Consider the following 16,190-nt stretch of genomic DNA (forward strand, 5'->3'; position numbering starts at 1 on the left):
TCTCTCAGGAGGAGGGCGCCCGGCCCAGCAGTCCGGGCGAGACGATCAGGCGCCGGAGCGCGGTGAACAGGGCCTGGACGAGGAGGGCCAGCGACACGACGACGACCGAGCCGCCGATGACCATCTCGTAGTCGTTGCGGGACAGGCCGTCGACGATGTAGCGGCCGAGGCCGCCCAGGCCGGGGTAGGCCGCGACGGTCGCGGTGGCCACCACCTGGATGGCGGCGGTGCGCAGCCCCAGCAGGATCAGCGGGAGGGCCATCGGGACCTCGACCCGCCACAGCACCCCCCAGCCGGTCATGCCCATGCCCCGCGCGGCGTCCTTCGCGTCGGCCTCCACGCCGCGGACGCCCTCGAAGGTGTTGACCAGGATCGGCGGGACCGCCAGCGCGACCAGCGCGACCACGACCGGGGTGACCTGGATCCCGACGAGCGTGACGATCAGCACCACCAGGCCGAAGGTGGGGATGGCGCGGGCCAGGTTGGCCAGGCTCGCCACCCCGAACGCGCCGCGCCCGGTGTGCCCGACCAGGAGCCCGAGCGCCAGCCCGATCAGGGCGGCGAACAGCAGCGACAGGCCGCTGTAGGTGAGGTGCTCGGCCAGCCGGTTCGGGATGCCGTCGTCGCCCCGCCACTGGGCGGAGGAGCTCAGCCAGTCCGCGACCAGCGTGATCTGGTTCCAGAGCCCGTTCATGCGTGCCTCCTTGTGGGGGGCGACCCCCCACACCCCCCGGCAAGAACCGCGATCATTCCCTCGCTCCGCTCGGTCATGACGCCCCTCGCGCCCGCTGCCACGGGGTGAGCAGCCGCTGCAGCAGCACCAGCAGCGCGTCCGTCACCAGGGCCAGCAGCACGATCAGGACGATCGCGACGATGATCTGGGTCGGGAAGTCCAGCTGCATGCCGCGGGTGATGTAGTAGCCGAGGCCGCCCTGGCCGATCAGCTGGCCGACCGCGACCAGGCTGATGGAGGAGACGGCCGCCACCCGGACGCCGGCGATCACGACCGGGACGGCGATGGGCAGCTCCACCCGGACGAGCCGGCGCAGCGTGCCGAAGCCCATCGCGGTGGCCGCCTGCCGGACCGGCTCGGGGACGGCCGCGAGCCCGTCCACGACGTTGGGCAGCAGCACCGCCAGCGTGTAGAGGGTGAGCGGGATCATCACCGTGCTGCCGGTCAGCCCGGTGTACTGGACGAAGATCATGAACAGTGCCAGCGACGGGATCGCGTACAGCACGTTGGTCGCGGTGAGGGCGGGCGGGTAGAGCCAGCCCCAGCGGCGGCACGCCACCCCCAGCGGCACCGCGATGACCAGCCCGAACAGCACGGGCAGCAGCGCCAGCCGCAGGTGGACCCCGGTGTACTCGGCCAGCTCGGCGGCGTTGTCGCCGATCCAGGACCACCGGATCAGCGGCTCGCCGTCGGCGGCCAGGGCGGTCATCCGGTGCCGCCGTGGGTGGGCACCGCGAGCAGGTCGGCGCCGCCGGCCACGCCGGCGACCGCGCCGTCGGGGCCGAGCCCGACCGCGAGCCCGGCCGGGGACAGCACCGCCGCGTCCAGGGCGCCGCGCACAGTGTCGGTGGCGACGTCGAAGGTGCCGCCGACCGGGGACAGCGGCGCCTCCCCCGGCGTGCCGGTGATCTCCGCGGTGCGCGCCCAGCCCAGCGGGCGCCGGTCGGCGTCGACCACCAGCACCCATTCGGAGTCGGCGGCGTCCACGCCGGCGGCGGTCTCCTTGACGACGACGTCGTCGCGCAGCCGCAGGTCGGCCGCCCTGGCGAAGGACAGGCTCCGGATGCCGCGGTTCTGGCCGATGAACTCGGCCACGAAGTCGTCGGCCGGGTGCGCCAGCAGGTGCTCGGGGGTGTCGAACTGCACCAGCTTGCCGCCGGTGCGGAACACCGCGATCTTGTCGCCCAGCCGGATCGCCTCGTCGATGTCGTGGGTGACGAAGACGATCGTCTTCTCCAGCTCGGCCTGGAGCCGGAGGAACTCGTCCTGCAGCTCGGCGCGGACCACCGGGTCGACCGCGCTGAACGGCTCGTCCATCAGCATGATCGGCGGGTCGGCGGCCAGCGCCCGCGCCACGCCGACCCGCTGCTGCTGGCCGCCGGACAGCTGGAAGGGGTAGCGCCTGGCCATGCCGGTGTCGAGCCCGACCCGCTCCATCAGGTCGAGCGCGCGGGCCCGCGCCTTCTTCTTGTCCCAGCCCAGCAGGTAGGGGACGGTGGCGATGTTGTCGACGATGGTGCGGTGCGGGAACAGCCCGGCGTGCTGGATCACGTAGCCGATGCCGCGGCGCAGCTCGGCGGGCGGCCGGTCGCGCACGTCCGCGCCGTCGATCAGCACCCGGCCGGCGGTCGGGTCGACCATCCGGTTGATGGTGCGCAGCGCCGTGGTCTTGCCGCCCCCGGAGGTGCCGACGAAGACCGTGATCCGGCCCGTCTCGCACTCCAGGCTGACCTCGTCGAGGGCGACGGTGCCGTCGGGGTACCTTTTGGAGACGCCGTCAAAGGTGATCAACGACTCACCTCCCGGCGGCGATCGTCGCCGCTTCTGTATCGAATGTCGGAATCGAATGTCGGTATGGTCGCACGTCGGGCGGTTCGTCACAGGACCGTACCCGCCGTCGAGAACGATGTAGTGCCCGGAATGTGACCATGAGAACCCGATAATACTGACCGCATTAGCCTGAATTGGACGCCATGGAACCCGTCTGGCTCACCTTCCTCAACGGCACGGACGTCGAACGCCTCGCCCTCGGCGACGCGGAGATCCTGGACGCGGTCGAGGCGGGGCTGCGCGCGCAGGGCCGGGGCGAGACCGTGATCGAGCCGCGCGTCCACCTGGAGCCCGACCCGGCGTTCCGCGGCCACTTCAACGTCCTGCGCGGCTACGTCGCGCCGCTGGGCGTGGCCGGGGTGAAGGTCGTCGGCGACTACGTCGACAACTACAAGCTGGGCCTGCCGTCGGAGATGGCGCTGCTCAACCTGTTCGACCCGCGCACCGGGATGCCGGTGGCGATCCTGGACGCCACGGCGATCACCGAGATGCGCACCGGGGCGGTGACCGCGCTGGGCGCCCGGCACCTGGCCCGTCCCGGGTCGAAGGTGCTCGGGCACATCGGGGCGCGCGGCACGGCGTACTGGAACGTCCGGCTGCTCGACCGGATCTTCGGGTTCGAGGAGATCCGGGTGCACTCGCGGCGCCCCGAGAGCCGGACCGCGTTCGCCGAGCGGCTGGAGCGCGACCTCGGCAAGCCGGTGACGGTGACCGGCGACTGGGAGTCGTGCGTGCGGGGCGCAGACATCGTGGTGGAGGCGTCCCGGCTCCCCGAGCCGGAGCCCCTGCTGAAGACGGAATGGATCGCTCCAGGCGCGTGCGTGATCCCCTACGGCACGATGAGCGCGGTCGAGCTGTCGCTGACCGACGTCATGGACAAGATCGTGGTGGACGACTGGGGGCAGTGCCGCACCGGCCGGTTCGGCGCGCTGCGCGCCCACGTGGAGTCGGGCCGGCTGACCGAGGACACCCTGCACGCCGAGCTCGGCGAGATCGTCGCCGGGACGAGGCCGGGCCGCGAGGACGACGCGGAGACCACCCTGTTCTGGCACCGGGGGCTGTCGCTGTCGGACATCGCGCTCGGCGCCGCCATGCTCGAGAAGGCCGCGGCGCTCGGCCTGGGCCAGCGGCTGCGGTACGCATGACGGGCCAGGTGATCGTCGATGGACGCACCCTGACCTGCGAAGACGTGGCTGCGGTCGCGCGGGGCGGGGCCCGGGTGGCGCTGGCCCCGGACGTGCCCGCCCGCCTGGAGCGCGACCGCGCCGTCGTCGACGGCGCCGTCGACCGGCAGGTCCCCGCCTACGGCGTCACCACCGGGCTCGGCAGCCGGTCGACCTACGCGCTGCCGCGCGAGGAGCTGGCCGAGTTCAGCGTCCGGACGGTCCGGGGCCGCGCCAACGCCGTCGGCGCGCCGCTGCCCGCCGGGGTGGTGCGCGCCGCCGTCCTGGCCCGGGTCAACGGCGTCGCGGGCGGCGGCAGCGGCGTCCAGCCCGCCGTGGCCCGGCTGCTGGTGGACCTGCTGAACGCGGGCGTGACCCCGGTGGTGCCGGAGGTGGGGTCGATCGGGTCGGCCGACCTGTGCCAGTCCGCGCACATCGGGCTCGTGGTGATCGGGGAGGGCCTGGCCGAACTGGACGGGGAGGTCCTCGACGGCGCCGAGGCGCTGCGCCGGGCCGGTCTGGCCCCGGCGCGGCTCGGGCCCAAGGACGGCCTCGTGCTGTGCGGCGCGAGCCCGGTCGCCGCCGGGCACGGCGCGCTGGTCGTCCACGACGCGGCGGCCGCCCTCACCTTCGCCCAGGCCGTGACCGCGCTCACCTTCGAGGGCTTCCGGGCCAACGTCGGGGTGCTCGACCCGCGCGTCCAGGCCGCCCGCCCCGCGCCGGGGCAGGCCGCGGCGGCACAGGAGCTGCTCGCGCTGCTCGACGGCGGTGACCTGGCCGGACGGGCGCGGCGCGTCCAGGACCCGGTCAGCCTGCGCTGCGCCGCCCAGGTGCACGGCTCGGTGCACGCCGCGCTCGACTTCGCACGGGCCGCGCTGGAGCCCGAGCTCAACGGCAGCGGCGACAACCCGCTCGTCGTGGCCGACGAGATCCTCTCGACCGGGAACTTCCACACCCCGGCGCTCGCGCTGGCGTTCGACACCCTGGCCCTGGCGCTGACCCAGCTGGCGGCGGTGTCGGCGGCGCGCATGCAGCGGCTCCTGACGCCCTCGCTCAGCGGGCTGCCGGCGAACCTGTCCCCCCACGGGCCGGAGCGCTCCGGGCTGGCGCCGCTGGCCAAGACCGCGCAGGCGCTCGTCACCGAGATCCGGGCGCTGTCCGCGCCGGTGAGCACCGATCCCCGGTACGGCGCGGAGATGGTCGAGGACGACTCCACCAACGCCTCCCTCGGGGCCAGGCGGCTGGACCGCGTCCTCGGCCTGCTGGAGCGCCTGATCGCGGTCGAGGCGGTGGCCGCGGCCCAGGCGGTCGACCTGGTCCGGGACGGGGAGTCGCCCGGCGTCCTCGGGCGGGGACCCGCGTTCCTGCACGCGGCGATCCGACGGGCCGTCCCGCGGCTGGACGACGACCGGCCCTCCGGGGGCGATGTCGAACGGGTGGCGGCCGAGATCCTCGGCGACCCCGAGGTCAGGCGGACGCTCGCGGAGATGTCTCGCATGTGAGACATCTCCGCTTCCGCCGTACGGCGGCGGCCGGAGGCCGGTCACTAGCGTGGGCCGGGTGAGGACCATCGTCGTCGACGGTACCGCGCTGACCTGCGCGCAGGTCGCCCGCGCCGCCCGGGAGGAGGTGCCGGTCGCCGTCTCCCCCGAGGGCGTGGCACGGGCCCGCGCGGCCTGGCGGACGGCCCGCGAGGTCGCCGCCGAGCAGCCGGTGTACGGCCGCACCACCGGGGTCGGCGCCAACCGCGAGGTGGGCGTGGAGTGGGAGGACGCCGACGCGCACGGGCTGCGGCTGCTGCGCAGCCACGCTGCGGGCGCCGGGCCGCTGGTGGCGCCCGAGATCGTCCGGGCCATGCTGGTCGTGCGGCTCAACCAGCTCGCCGCGGGCGGCTCCGGCGTCGACCCGGGCGTGCTGGCCGTGCTGGCCGACGTGCTCAACCTGGGCCTGCTCCCGCCCGTCCCGGTGTACGGGGCGATCGGCACCGGCGACCTGACCGCGCTGGCCTCGACCGCGCTGTGCCTGCTCGGCGAGCGCCACTGGCTCCCCGCACCCGACGGAGCCCCCCACCGCGGCCCCGGTTTCAGGCTGCGCTCGGCCGACGCGCTGGCCTTCATCAGCTCCAACGCCGCCACGCTCGGGGAGTCGGCGCTGGCCGTCACCGACCTGCGCACGCTGCTGTCGGCCTCGACCGTCGTGGCGGCGCTGTCGCTGCACGCCGTGCGCGGCTCGGAGGAGCCGTACGCGCCGGCCGTGCACGAGGCGTGCCCCCACCCCGGGCAGCAGGAGGTCGCCACCGCGATGCGGACGCTGCTGGCCTTCGAGAAGCCGGCCCCGATGCGGATCCAGGACCCCTACGGCTACCGCGCGTTCCCGCAGGTGCACGGGCCCGCGCTGGAGGCCGGCGGCTACGCCGCCGACGTGGTCGGCAGGGAGATCAACGCGGCGGCGGAGAACCCGCTGGTGGACGTGGCGGGCCGCGCCGTCTGGCACAACGGCAACTTCCACACCGCCTATGCGGGCCTGGCCCTGGACGCCGCCCGCGCCGCGCTCTTCCAGACGATGGCGCTGTCGGCGGCCCGGCTCGGCACGCTGTCGGAGCCGTCGTTCACCGGGCTCTACCCGTTCCAGGGCGCGACCGAGGCGTCGTCGGGGATCATGATCCTGGAGTACGTGGCGCACTCGGCGCTCGCCGACGTCCGCCGCCTGGCGACCCCGGCGGCGCTGGGCAGCGCGGTGCTGTCGCGCGGCGTGGAGGAGCACGCCGGGTTCTCCACCCAGTCGGCCCGCGCCACCACCGAGGCGCTGGGCGCGTACCGGATCGCACTGGGCTGCGAGCTGGTCGCGGCCGTCCGGGCGCTGCGGACGCAGGGCCGGCCCCCGGCGGGCGGCCCGCTGCGGTCGGCCTACGGCGTGGCCGCCGAGGCGCTGGACCCGCGGGTGGACGACCGCCCGCTGGACACCGACATCGCGGTCGCCGCCGACCTCCTCCCCACCCTGGCCCGCCTCCTCCCCTGACCCGGGTCAGCGGCCGGTGGTGGACTCGCGGACGCGCAGGGACGGCTCGCGGACGACGCGGCGCTTGCGCGGCTTGCCGTCGATGACGTCGACGACCAGCCGGACGGCCGAGTGCACGATGCCGTCGATGTCCCAGTCGACCGTGGTGAGCGGCGGGCTGAGCAGGGCCGACATCGGATGGCTGTCGTAGCCGCAGACCGCCACGTCGCCGGGGACGGCCAGGCCCAGGGTGCGGGTCGCCGCGTAGACGCCGTAGGCGATGGAGTCGGAGAAGCAGAAGACCGCCGAGGGGCGGGCGGGGCCGCGCAGGCTCTCGACCGCGACCTCGGTGGCCTCGGCCAGCGACTGGGGCGCCACGACCACCTCGACGTCCAGGCCGAGCCGGACCGCCTCGGCGTTGACGTGCACGTCGGCGGGGCGGTCCGGGGTGCTGGCCAGGGTCGGGGTGAACACCGTGACGCGCCGGTGGCCGAGCTCGCGCAGGTGCTCCAGCGCGAGCGTGACGCCGCGCCGGTTGTCGAAGACCACCTCGCCCTGGGAGCGCCCGCCGTGCAGCGCGTCGCCGATGGAGACCACCGGGAGCGCCTCCGACAGCTCGGCCCACAGCGGCGCGGACGGGTCGAGGGGCTGCACGATGAGGCCGTCGACCCGCTGGTCGCGCAGCTGGCGGGCCAGGGACAGCTCCCGGGCGGGATCGTTGAAGGCGTCGACGATCAGGGCGTAGCGGTCGCGGGCGAGCAGCGACCGGCTGATCCCCACCGCCAGGGACTGCTGCCAGTAGTCCTCCAGCGAGCCGCACAGCAGGCCGACCATGCCGGAGCGCCCGCTGGCCAGCGCGCGGGCGATCGGATGGGCCTCGTAGCCGAGCTCGTCGGCGGCGGCGCGGACCCGCTCCTGGGTCTCCTCGGAGGTCTGGATCCCGCGCAGCGCGTACGACACGGCCGCAGGCGACAGCCCCGTCGCCTGCGCCACCTCGCGGATGGTCGCGCGCTTGCGCCGCTCTGGCACGCACCCAACCCTAGACGGCCGGTGCGACAGAACGGGGAACGACTTGACGGGATGTCTTCTGAACCGGTTCACTGAAGCGGTTAACTGATGCGGTTCAGTAGGATGGGGAGCACTGTGAGCAGGGGGCCCGTGGACGTCCACCAGCACCTGTGGGGCGCCCCGCTGATCGAGGCGCTCCGCGCCCGGCGCACCCCGCCCTTCCTGGACGGCTGGACACTCCACCTGGACGGCGAACCGCCCTACGAGGTCGATCCGGCCGACCACGACCCCGCCCTCCGCGCCGGCCTGGCCCGCGCGGACGGGCTCGGCCTCGCCCTGGTCTCCCTCTCCACGCCGCTCGGCGCCGAATGGCTGCCTCCCGGCGAGGCGTGGCCGCTTCTGGACGCCTACCACGAGGGCGCCGCCGCACTGCCCGAGCCGTTCGGCGCGTGGGCCTCCACCTGCGTGCGGAAGATCGACGCGGACGCCACCGCCCGCGCCCTCGACCTGCCCGTCGCGGGCCTGCAACTGCCCGCCACCGCCCTCGCCGACGCGGACGGCTACGACCGCTGCGCCCCGCTCCTCGACCTCCTCCAAGAGCGGGACCTGCCCCTCTTCGTCCACCCCGGCCCGGCCCCGGCCTCCTCCGGAGCGCCCGCGTGGTGGGCGGCGCTGGTGCCCTACGTCCAGCAGATGCACGCCGCCTGGTTCGCCTTCCGCGCCCACGGCCGCCCGCGCCATCCCCGGCTCAGGGTGTGCTTCGCCATGCTCGCCGGGCTCGCTCCCCTGCACGGCGAACGCCTCGCCGCCCGTGGCGGAGGGCGCGGCACGGTCGATCCGGACGCGTTCGTGGAGACGTCCTCCTACGGACCCCGCGCGGCGGACTCCGCCGTACGGGCCCTGGGCGTCGACGTGATCGTCCACGGCACGGACCGGCCCTATGCGGCCCCCCGCGACCTGGCCCTGGGTGAGGCCGCCCATCACGCCTTCCGCGTGACCAACCCCCACCGCCTTCTGAAGAGAGAGGAGCGACCCCATGCAGGCTGAGGCGGAGGCACGTCGGACGGTTTGGAAGGGCCTGCCCGCCCGAGCCCTCGGCAAGCACGAACTGCGCGCACTCGTCGACGCCTTGGCCGAACAGCCCGAACTGTGGCGGCAGCACGTCCGCTTCTCCTCCGACCGCCGCCACTACGCCTCGCTCCACCGGGACGAGTACGTCGACGTGTGGCTGCTGTGCTGGACCCCGCAGAACGACACCGGCTGGCACGACCACGACATCTCCTCCGGGGCCGTACGGGTCGTGGCCGGTTCACTGGAGGAGTGCAACCCGCGCATAGGCGGGCTCCACATCAAGACACTCGTGCCGGAGAACACCTCGTTCTGCTTCGGCCCCGACCACATCCACAGGCTCGTGGGCGCGGCCGACACCAGCGTGTCCCTCCACGCCTACTCGCCCCCGCTGTGGCGGCTCGGGCAGTACACCATCGCCGAGGACGGCCTCATGCGCCGCACCTCGGTCAGCTACGCCGACGAGCTGCGTCCCCTGGACCCCGGCTGAAATTGGGGAGGGCGCGCCGCCCGATCCCCGCTCTGACCGGACTGGCCCGCCCTCTACTCATGACAGCGCCGGCCGCTCCATGAACGTCACACCGTCTGCCGATTTTTCTGGGGACGGGCGCGCCCGCGCCTCCGCACCGGCCCGGGCACGCACGCCACCACCACACGATCATGGCGTGCCGCCCCCGGGCCGCACGCGGCAGGGTCAGGGCCGGACGAGTTCCGCCTTCGTCTCGTCCGCGGCCCGCGGCTGCGGAACCACCGCCGCGGTCTCCTCCCGCCCGTCGCCGCCGCGGATCGGAATCAGCGACTCGCGCAGCCTGGCCCGCATCCACGCCTGCCCCGGCTTCTCCACCAGGCGGTACACCGCGTACGCCACCGCCAGCGACACCGCGATGACCAGCACCAGGGCGGCATAGCGGTTCAGGCCCGGGTAGACGTGCTTCAGCAGCGGCAGCGCGACCTGCGAATGCGTCAGGTACAGCGGGTAGGTCAGCGCCCCGAGCACCGTCAGGCCCTTCCAGCGCAGCCACCGCAGCCGCCCGGTCGCCACCAGGATCATCACCGCGAAGATGAGCGTGACGGCCACCGCGACCACGTTCTCGTTCGCCGTCGTGAACACGTGCCCGGTCCGCCACGCGCTCCAGTGCACGGCCAGCAGCCAGGACACGCCGACGTACCCCCACAGCAGCAGCGTCGGACCGAACTTGTACATCAGGAACAGCGCCATGCCCGCAACGAAGTACGGGCTCCACGTCGGCATCAGCATGACCTGGAGGAACTTGTTGCCAGCCTCGTCGGCGAACACTCCGGCGAGCGTCCAGACCGCCATGAACACCAGGCAGCTGCGGTAGGTGATCCTGATCGCGGCCAGCGCGCCGATCAGCACGTAGAAGTGCAGTTCCACCCAGAGCGTCCAGAACACCGCGTCGATGTTCTTCAGCCCGAGCCCCGCCTGCAGCATCGACAGGTTGGGCAGCACCAGGCCCGGCACCCCGTTGCCCAGCCGGAACCCGAGGTAGATGACCAGCCCGATCAGCACCCCGGCCCAGTAGGCGGGCATCAGCCGCACCACCCGGGAGATCCCGAACTCGCCCGGGCTGCGCCCCCACGCGCTCATCAGGATCACGAACCCGCTGATCATGAAGAACAGGTCGACGCCCAGGTACCCGTACCGGGTGATCGCCCCCGCCCCCGGGAACAGCTCCAGCGAGGGCTCCGGCCACGGCCCGGCGCCCTTGAACCCGGTGAAGTGGAAGAGCACCACCGCCATGGCCGCCAGGAAGCGCAGCAGATCCAGTTCGCGCAGGCGGCGGTCGTGTCGTGTCACCCGCGAGACCCTCGCGTCACCGGGTGGCCGACCAGGGACCCCGGAATGAGCCCCCGGTGAACGCCAGGTGTAGGACGCATGCCCGAGCGACAAGAGGGTATGAGCACAGGTTCAGCGGAGGAGCGACCGCCGCAACTGTCCGGCCCGGAGCGGAACGCCGGCGGAGTGGAGGGACGGGCAGGCGGGGTCGTCCCCCCACAATGAAACGTAGTGTGCGCACGCGGCCACGGATTCTTCTAAAATCGGGACGACACCCCTCCTCACGGAAGACCGGTGGTCCCCCCATGACCTCTCGCCGCGCCCGTCGCGGCGCGGCGCTCCTTGCGCTGTGCCTCGCCTCCTTCCCGGCCACCGGGTGCGGCGCGTTCGGCGACGAGCCGGCGCAGAACTCCAGTCCGGCGGCGGCCAGCACCAGTCCCGTCGCCTCGTCCACGCCCCTGGTGATGTTCCTGGGCGACAGTTACACGGTCGGCGAGCGCGGCAGCTTCCCCGAGTACACCTACGCGGCCGCGACCGCGCGGTTGCTGGGGTGGCAGCCCGTCCTGGCGGGGCAGGGCGGTACCGGGTTCATCGCGGGCAGCCATGTGCGGCGGACGTTCGGCACGCTGTACGAGAGCCAGCTCGGCTGGCGGCCCGCGCCCGATCTGCTGATCGTCTCGGGTGGCCACAACGACTGGTCGTACCCGCCGCAGGAGGTGGGCGCGGCGGCGCACGAGTTGCTCGAACGGGCCCGCGGGCGGTGGCCCGACTCGCGGATCGCGGTGCTCGGGCCGATCTGGGGCAACCAGTCCCCGCCGCAGGGGGCGCTGGCGGTGCGGGACGCGCTGCGCCAGGTGGCCCAGCAGCTCGGGATGCCGTTCATCGATCCGATCGCCGAGCAGTGGATCACCGGGAACCGCGCGCACGGCACCGGCAACGCCGCGCGGCTCATCCAGCGGGACGGGACGCATCCCAACCAGGAGGGCCACCGTTACCTGGCGACCCGCCTGGTCGAGAGCCTCAAGCGGCTGGGGCTGGCGCACCCCGCGCAGTCGTGACCGGCTAGGCGGCGGGGCGGGCGAGGCTGAGGGAGAAGTCGCCCGACTCGTCGGTCCAGAATCCGGCCAGTGCCAGGCCGGCCCTGCCGAGTTCGGCCTCCAGGCGGTCCCGGCGGAACTTGGCGGAGATCTCGGTGCGCATCTCCTCGCCCGCCGCGAACGCGATCTCCAGGTCCAGGCCGCCGATCCGGACGGTCTGGTCGCGGGTGGAGCGGAGCCGCATCTCGATCCACTCCTCTGCCTCCTTCCACACGGCCACGTGCTCGAAGGCCGACGGGTCGAAGCCGGCGTCCAGCTCACGGTTGATCACGTGCAGCACGTTGCGGTTGAACTCGGCGGTGATCCCGGCCGCGTCGTCGTAGGCGGCGACCAGCCGTGCCTCGTCCTTGACCAGGTCGGCGCCCAGCAGCAGCGCGTCCCCGGGGCCCATCGTGGCGCGCAGCCCGGTCAGGAAGCCGAGGCGGTCGGCGGGCGGCATGTTGCCGATCGTGCCGCCGAGGAAGGCCACCAGCCGCCGCTCGCCCGCGGGCAGCAGGTGCAGGTGCTGCTCGTAGTCGGCGACGACGGTCCGCACCTCCAGTCCGGGATGGTCGGCGGCGATCCGGGCCGCCGCCTCCTCCAGGAAGTCGCCGCTGACGTCCACCGGCACGTACGAGCGCAGCGTGCCGTTCAGGGCGTTCAGGAGGAGCCGGGTCTTCTCGCCCGATCCGGCGCCCAGCTCCAGCAGCGTCCGGGCGCCGGTGGCGGCGGCGATCTCCGGGGCGCGGGCGATGAGGATCTCGCGTTCGCGGCGGGTCGGGTAGTACTCCTCCAGCCTGGTGATCTCCTCGAAGAGTTCGCTGCCCCGTTCGTCGTAGAACCATTTGGGCGGCAGGGTCTTCGGGGTGGCCTCCAGGCCCTCCCGTACGTCCTGGCGGAGCGTCTTGGCAAGGTCGTCGGCGGTCAGGAACCGGTCCACGGAGCCTCCTTCGGTAGGGACGGCGTCACAGCGGGGTGACGTGCACGCCGGACGCCAGGTCTGCGGTGACGAGCGAGCGTTCGGGCACGGGCCGCCAACCGGGGTCGTCGTCGAGCGGCTCGGAGGAGATCCACACCTCCCGGAGCCGGGGCCGGTCCTTCACCGGCGCCCCGGTGGCCTGCTCGACCCGCCAGGCGGTGTGGCCGCGCTCCCGGACGAACAGCGAGTCGCCCCAGGTGGTGGCGGCCAGCGCCGTGCCGTCGGCGGCGAGCAGGTTGTAGCGGCCGGGCGACAGGGCCGCGGCCTCGCGGACGGTCTCGGCGAGGCCGTCGCCGAGCGTGCGGCCGTCCCGCCACAGCCGCGCGGCCAGGGCGAACAGCAGGGCCGAGTCGACCGGCGCCCGCGCGTCGGGGACGGCGGCGACGTCCCCGGCCAGCTCGCGCAGCTTGCCCTCGATCCCCGCGAACCCCTCGATCTTCCCGTTGTGGCTGAAGAAGCGGCCCCGCCCGCCGGCGGCGGCGCGGAACGGCTGGGCGCACGACTCGTCCACCGGGAACCCGACGGTGGCGGAGCGGATCGCCGCGACCGCGCAGGTGGTCTCGGTGACCTCGGCGATCTCGCGGAACGAGGGGTCGGCCCAGATCGGCTGCGCCCGCCGGAACCGCACCGCGCGGCCGCCGTCCCCGTGGTACCAGCCCGCGCCGAACCCGTCGGCGTTGAGGAGGTTGCCCTGGGTCATGCGGGGCGCGTACGACTGGTGCTCCAGCGAGTACTCCCCCTCGTAGATGAGGGAGGCGAGCGTGCGGGCCGGCCCCAGGTATCCGAGGTGACGGCACATCAGGCGGCCCCGGCGGTGCGGGCGCAGCGGAAGCCGGCGAAGATCTGCCGCCGGATGGGGTAGTCCCAGTTGCGGAACGTGCCGCGCACGGCCAGCGGGTGGGTCGCCCAGGAACCGCCCCTCAGCACCTTGTAGTCGGGCCCGAAGAACACCTCCGAGTACTCCTTGTAGGGGAACGACCGGAAGCCCGGGTAGCCGTGGAAGTCGGAGGACGTCCATTCCCAGACGTCCCCCACGAGGCGGCGCACCCCGTACGCGGACGCCCCCGACTCGTACGACCCGGCCTCGGCGGGACGCAGCAGTCGCTGCCCGAGGTTGGCGCGGCCCTCCTCGTACACGTCGCCCCACGGGTAGCGGCGGGAGCGGCCCGCGGCCGGGTCCCAGCGCGCGGCCTTCTCCCACTCGGCTTCGGTGGGGAGGCGCTTGCCCGCCCACCGCGCGTAGGCGTCCGCCTCGTACCAGCACACGTGCTGCACCGGCTCGTCGAGCGGGAGCGGCTCGGTACGGCCGAAGCGCCGCCGCAGCCACGGCCCGCCCCCGTCGCGCGACCAGAACCCGGGCGCGCGCTTGCCGCTCTCGGAGCGCCACTCCCATCCCTTGGGATGCCAGTGGCGCGGGTCGTCGTACCCGCCCGCCTCGATGAACGCGATGTAGTCGGCGTTGGTCACCGGCTCGGTGTCGATGTAGTAGGCGGGCAGGTCCACGATGTGGCCCGGACGCTCGTTGTCGTAGGCCCAGGGGTCGTCCGAGGTGCCCATCTCGAAGGGGCCCGCCTCGATGAGGACTTCGCCGGCCGCGCCAGGGGCGTGGGCGTCCAGCAAGGCGCCGGGCGGGTCGAGCAGGGCCGGGGCCCCTTTGCGGAGCTGGTGCGTGGCGAGCATGGTCTCGTCGTGCATGTGCTCGTGCTGGACGACCATCCCGTACACGAACCCGCCCCTGGTGAGGGGGTCGCCCTTGTCGAAGCGGACCGAGTCCAAAGAGTCCAGCACCTTGGAACGGACCGTCGCGATGTAGGCGCGTGCCTCCTCGGGCTGGAGCAGCGGCAGGCGCGGCCGTTCCGCGCGGGGGTGCTCGAACGCGTCGTACAGGTCGTCGATCTCCGGCCGCATCGCCTCCACTCCGGCGGCGGCCCTCAGCAGCCACAGCTCCTCGTAGTTGCCGACGTGCGCCAGGTCCCAGACCAGCGGGGACATCAGCGGCGACACCTGCGCGGTCAGCTCGGCGGCGTCCAGGGCCCCGGTGGTCAGGCCCAGGCTGCGGTCCCGGACCGCGCCCAGCTCGGCGGCGATCAGCTCCTTCAGCGCGGGCTCGTCCAGCGAGCCCGGCGCCGCTCTCAGCCCGCCCGGCGATCCGGGGGCGCTCATCGCGGCCATGTCAGTCTCTCCGTCTCCTCGGGCAGGTCACACTCTGCCTCCGCCCCCGGGCTAGCGAAGTCGGTCGGGAAGTCGTCGGCGGGGCAGCGGCCCCGGTCCACGTACCGCCGGGCGTACTCCTCCACCACCGGGACGAGCTCGGCGGCGCCCATCCTCGGCAGCGCCTCCAGCGCGGCGGCGAAGCACTGCCGCGCGGCCTCGGCCAGCGCGGGGCTGTCGGGCCCGCAGCGCGCGGCCTCCTCCCAGAGGGAGGCGACCGGTTCGGTGGCGGCCTCCGCCTCCGCCGAGGCCCGCGGGTCGTCCAGGAGCGCGGCGGCGACCGCGACCGGGACCGGCCAGTACGGGTCGGGCAGCGCGTCGATCATGCGCAGTTCGAGCCAGCCGCGCGGTCTGACCGGCGGGAACAGGGTGGACAGGTGGTAGCCGAGATCCTCCAGCCCCGGCTCGCCTTCGGCCACCCACTCCCCGAAGGTCATGCCGGGATCGGCCACCCAGTCGCCCGCCTCGGTGCGCAGCGCCATCACGCGGGCGTCCAGGGCGTAGCGCGTCCAGGACTCCCAGGGGTCCTCCCCGTCGGAGGCGCCCGGTCCAGGCACGGCGTGGACCGGAAGCGTCCTGCAGGGGTCCAGCGCCGTCCAGACCGCCTGCCGCGTCGAGCGCAGCCCGGTGCGGCGCCCTCCGCGCAGCGGCGAGTTGGCGAACGCCGAGACCAGGACGGGGCCGAGCGCGTGCGCGAGCCGCCACCGCCGGGCGGCGTCGGCGGCGTCGGCGCCGATGTCCAGGCACACCTGGACCGAGGCGGTCGAGCACATCATGGCCGCCCCGGCGTCGGCGAACCCGCCGGAGTCGAAGTAGCTGCGCATGGACCGGTAGCGGGGATGCTCGGCCTGGAAGTGCGGCGGCCGCACGGGGTCGACGCCGTGCCCGGCCAGGACGAGCCCTCCCCCGGCCAGCGCGGCGCGGACATGGTCCAGGTCGGCGGCCAGCGCACGGTGCAGCCGGGCCGGCCCCGGGAACGGGAGCGAACTGAGCTCGAGCTGCCCGCCCGGCTCGTAGGTGATCTTGGAGTCGTGCGGAAGCGGTCCCGCCGCCTCCAGCAGGGCCTGCGGCCGCGCGGCCGGCACGGTGGCGCCGGGGGCGGCGGCGTCGAGGACGAACCACTCGGTCTCCGCTCCCACGGTGCCGGGCGGGCCGTTCTTGAAGCAGACCCCGCGGATGTACCGGTAGACCTCGTCGACGGTGAGTCCGGCCATGAACTCCCCCTCACTCCGATATTCCGATGGCGAGTTCGAGACCTTCCCGGCTGAACCGCATCACCAATCAACCGATCACCAGAATCTTCCGGAAATCTCAGTGAACCTGGCAT

15 protein-coding genes are annotated in these 16,190 nt (G+C 73.7%); 6 read left to right on the plus strand and 9 right to left on the minus strand.

What is annotated here, in order from left to right; translation table 11 throughout:
* Positions 1-4: 4 nt before the first annotated feature.
* From ACFPZN_RS14560 to ACFPZN_RS14570, 3 genes are all read right to left on the minus strand, one after another.
* Complete coding sequence (locus ACFPZN_RS14560; protein ID WP_378282462.1) at positions 5-694, minus strand: ABC transporter permease; 690 nt, start codon at positions 692-694, stop codon at positions 5-7.
* Positions 695-767: 73 nt separating this feature from the next.
* The gene (locus tag ACFPZN_RS14565) at positions 768-1,442 is read right to left on the minus strand and encodes an ABC transporter permease (RefSeq protein ID WP_378282463.1); all 675 of its coding nucleotides are present in this window, start codon (positions 1,440-1,442) and stop codon (positions 768-770) included.
* Positions 1,439-2,524 (minus strand): ABC transporter ATP-binding protein, encoded by a 1,086-nt coding sequence (locus ACFPZN_RS14570; protein WP_378282464.1) that lies wholly within the window; start codon positions 2,522-2,524, stop codon positions 1,439-1,441. Before ACFPZN_RS14570 ends, ACFPZN_RS14565 begins: the two co-directional genes overlap by 4 nt.
* A 182-nt stretch (positions 2,525-2,706) precedes the next feature.
* Here ACFPZN_RS14570 and ACFPZN_RS14575 point away from each other — a divergent pair, with 182 nt between their 5' ends.
* Genes ACFPZN_RS14575 through ACFPZN_RS14585 form a run of 3 tightly spaced genes read left to right on the plus strand, consistent with a single transcriptional unit; the run spans position 2,707 to position 6,744 of the window.
* Positions 2,707-3,708, plus strand: coding sequence for an ornithine cyclodeaminase family protein (locus ACFPZN_RS14575; protein WP_378282465.1), 1,002 nt, complete (start codon positions 2,707-2,709; stop codon positions 3,706-3,708).
* An 8-nt stretch (positions 3,709-3,716) separates the two neighbouring features.
* A complete protein-coding gene (locus ACFPZN_RS14580; RefSeq protein WP_378282466.1) occupies positions 3,717-5,228 on the plus strand; it encodes an HAL/PAL/TAL family ammonia-lyase in 1,512 nt (503 codons plus the stop codon).
* Between the two features lie 58 nt (positions 5,229-5,286).
* Positions 5,287-6,744: an aromatic amino acid ammonia-lyase gene (locus tag ACFPZN_RS14585; protein WP_378282467.1), complete on the plus strand. Its 1,458-nt coding sequence runs from the start codon at positions 5,287-5,289 to the stop codon at positions 6,742-6,744.
* Positions 6,745-6,750: 6 nt separating this feature from the next.
* Here ACFPZN_RS14585 and ACFPZN_RS14590 read toward each other — a convergent pair whose 3' ends face one another.
* Positions 6,751-7,752 carry a LacI family DNA-binding transcriptional regulator gene (locus ACFPZN_RS14590; protein ID WP_378282468.1) on the minus strand — a complete coding sequence of 334 codons (1,002 nt, stop codon included), beginning with the start codon at positions 7,750-7,752 and terminating at the stop codon, positions 6,751-6,753.
* A gap of 114 nt (positions 7,753-7,866) precedes the next feature.
* On the opposite strand from ACFPZN_RS14590, the gene ACFPZN_RS14595 reads away from it, so the two are divergent.
* Positions 7,867-8,778 (plus strand): amidohydrolase family protein, encoded by a 912-nt coding sequence (locus ACFPZN_RS14595; protein ID WP_378282469.1) that lies wholly within the window; start codon positions 7,867-7,869, stop codon positions 8,776-8,778.
* Positions 8,768-9,289 (plus strand): cysteine dioxygenase, encoded by a 522-nt coding sequence (locus tag ACFPZN_RS14600; protein ID WP_378282470.1) that lies wholly within the window; start codon positions 8,768-8,770, stop codon positions 9,287-9,289. Before ACFPZN_RS14595 ends, ACFPZN_RS14600 begins: the two co-directional genes overlap by 11 nt.
* A gap of 204 nt (positions 9,290-9,493) precedes the next feature.
* Here ACFPZN_RS14600 and ACFPZN_RS14605 read toward each other — a convergent pair whose 3' ends face one another.
* A complete protein-coding gene (locus ACFPZN_RS14605) occupies positions 9,494-10,618 on the minus strand; it encodes an acyltransferase family protein (protein WP_378282471.1) in 1,125 nt (374 codons plus the stop codon).
* A gap of 284 nt (positions 10,619-10,902) precedes the next feature.
* On the opposite strand from ACFPZN_RS14605, the gene ACFPZN_RS14610 reads away from it, so the two are divergent.
* On the plus strand, positions 10,903-11,655 hold the full coding sequence (locus tag ACFPZN_RS14610; RefSeq protein ID WP_378282472.1) for an SGNH/GDSL hydrolase family protein: 753 nt from the start codon (positions 10,903-10,905) through the stop codon (positions 11,653-11,655).
* 4 nt (positions 11,656-11,659) lie between these two features.
* Here ACFPZN_RS14610 and egtD read toward each other — a convergent pair whose 3' ends face one another.
* The 4 genes from egtD to egtA are packed head-to-tail and all read right to left on the minus strand — an operon-like array spanning position 11,660 to position 16,077.
* Positions 11,660-12,613 (minus strand): L-histidine N(alpha)-methyltransferase, encoded by a 954-nt coding sequence (gene egtD / locus ACFPZN_RS14615; RefSeq protein WP_378282473.1) that lies wholly within the window; start codon positions 12,611-12,613, stop codon positions 11,660-11,662.
* A 25-nt stretch (positions 12,614-12,638) separates the two neighbouring features.
* Positions 12,639-13,451 (minus strand): ergothioneine biosynthesis protein EgtC, encoded by an 813-nt coding sequence (gene egtC / locus ACFPZN_RS14620; RefSeq protein WP_378282474.1) that lies wholly within the window; start codon positions 13,449-13,451, stop codon positions 12,639-12,641.
* Complete coding sequence (gene egtB, locus ACFPZN_RS14625) at positions 13,451-14,815, minus strand: ergothioneine biosynthesis protein EgtB (RefSeq protein WP_378282527.1); 1,365 nt, start codon at positions 14,813-14,815, stop codon at positions 13,451-13,453. Before egtB ends, egtC begins: the two co-directional genes overlap by 1 nt.
* Positions 14,812-16,077: an ergothioneine biosynthesis glutamate--cysteine ligase EgtA gene (egtA, locus tag ACFPZN_RS14630; RefSeq protein WP_378282475.1), complete on the minus strand. Its 1,266-nt coding sequence runs from the start codon at positions 16,075-16,077 to the stop codon at positions 14,812-14,814. Before egtA ends, egtB begins: the two co-directional genes overlap by 4 nt.
* Positions 16,078-16,190: the final 113 nt, after the last annotated feature.

The sequence above is a fragment of the Actinomadura rugatobispora genome (assembly GCF_042656285.1).
GTDB classification, from domain to species: Bacteria; Actinomycetota; Actinomycetes; order Streptosporangiales; family Streptosporangiaceae; genus Spirillospora; species Spirillospora rugatobispora.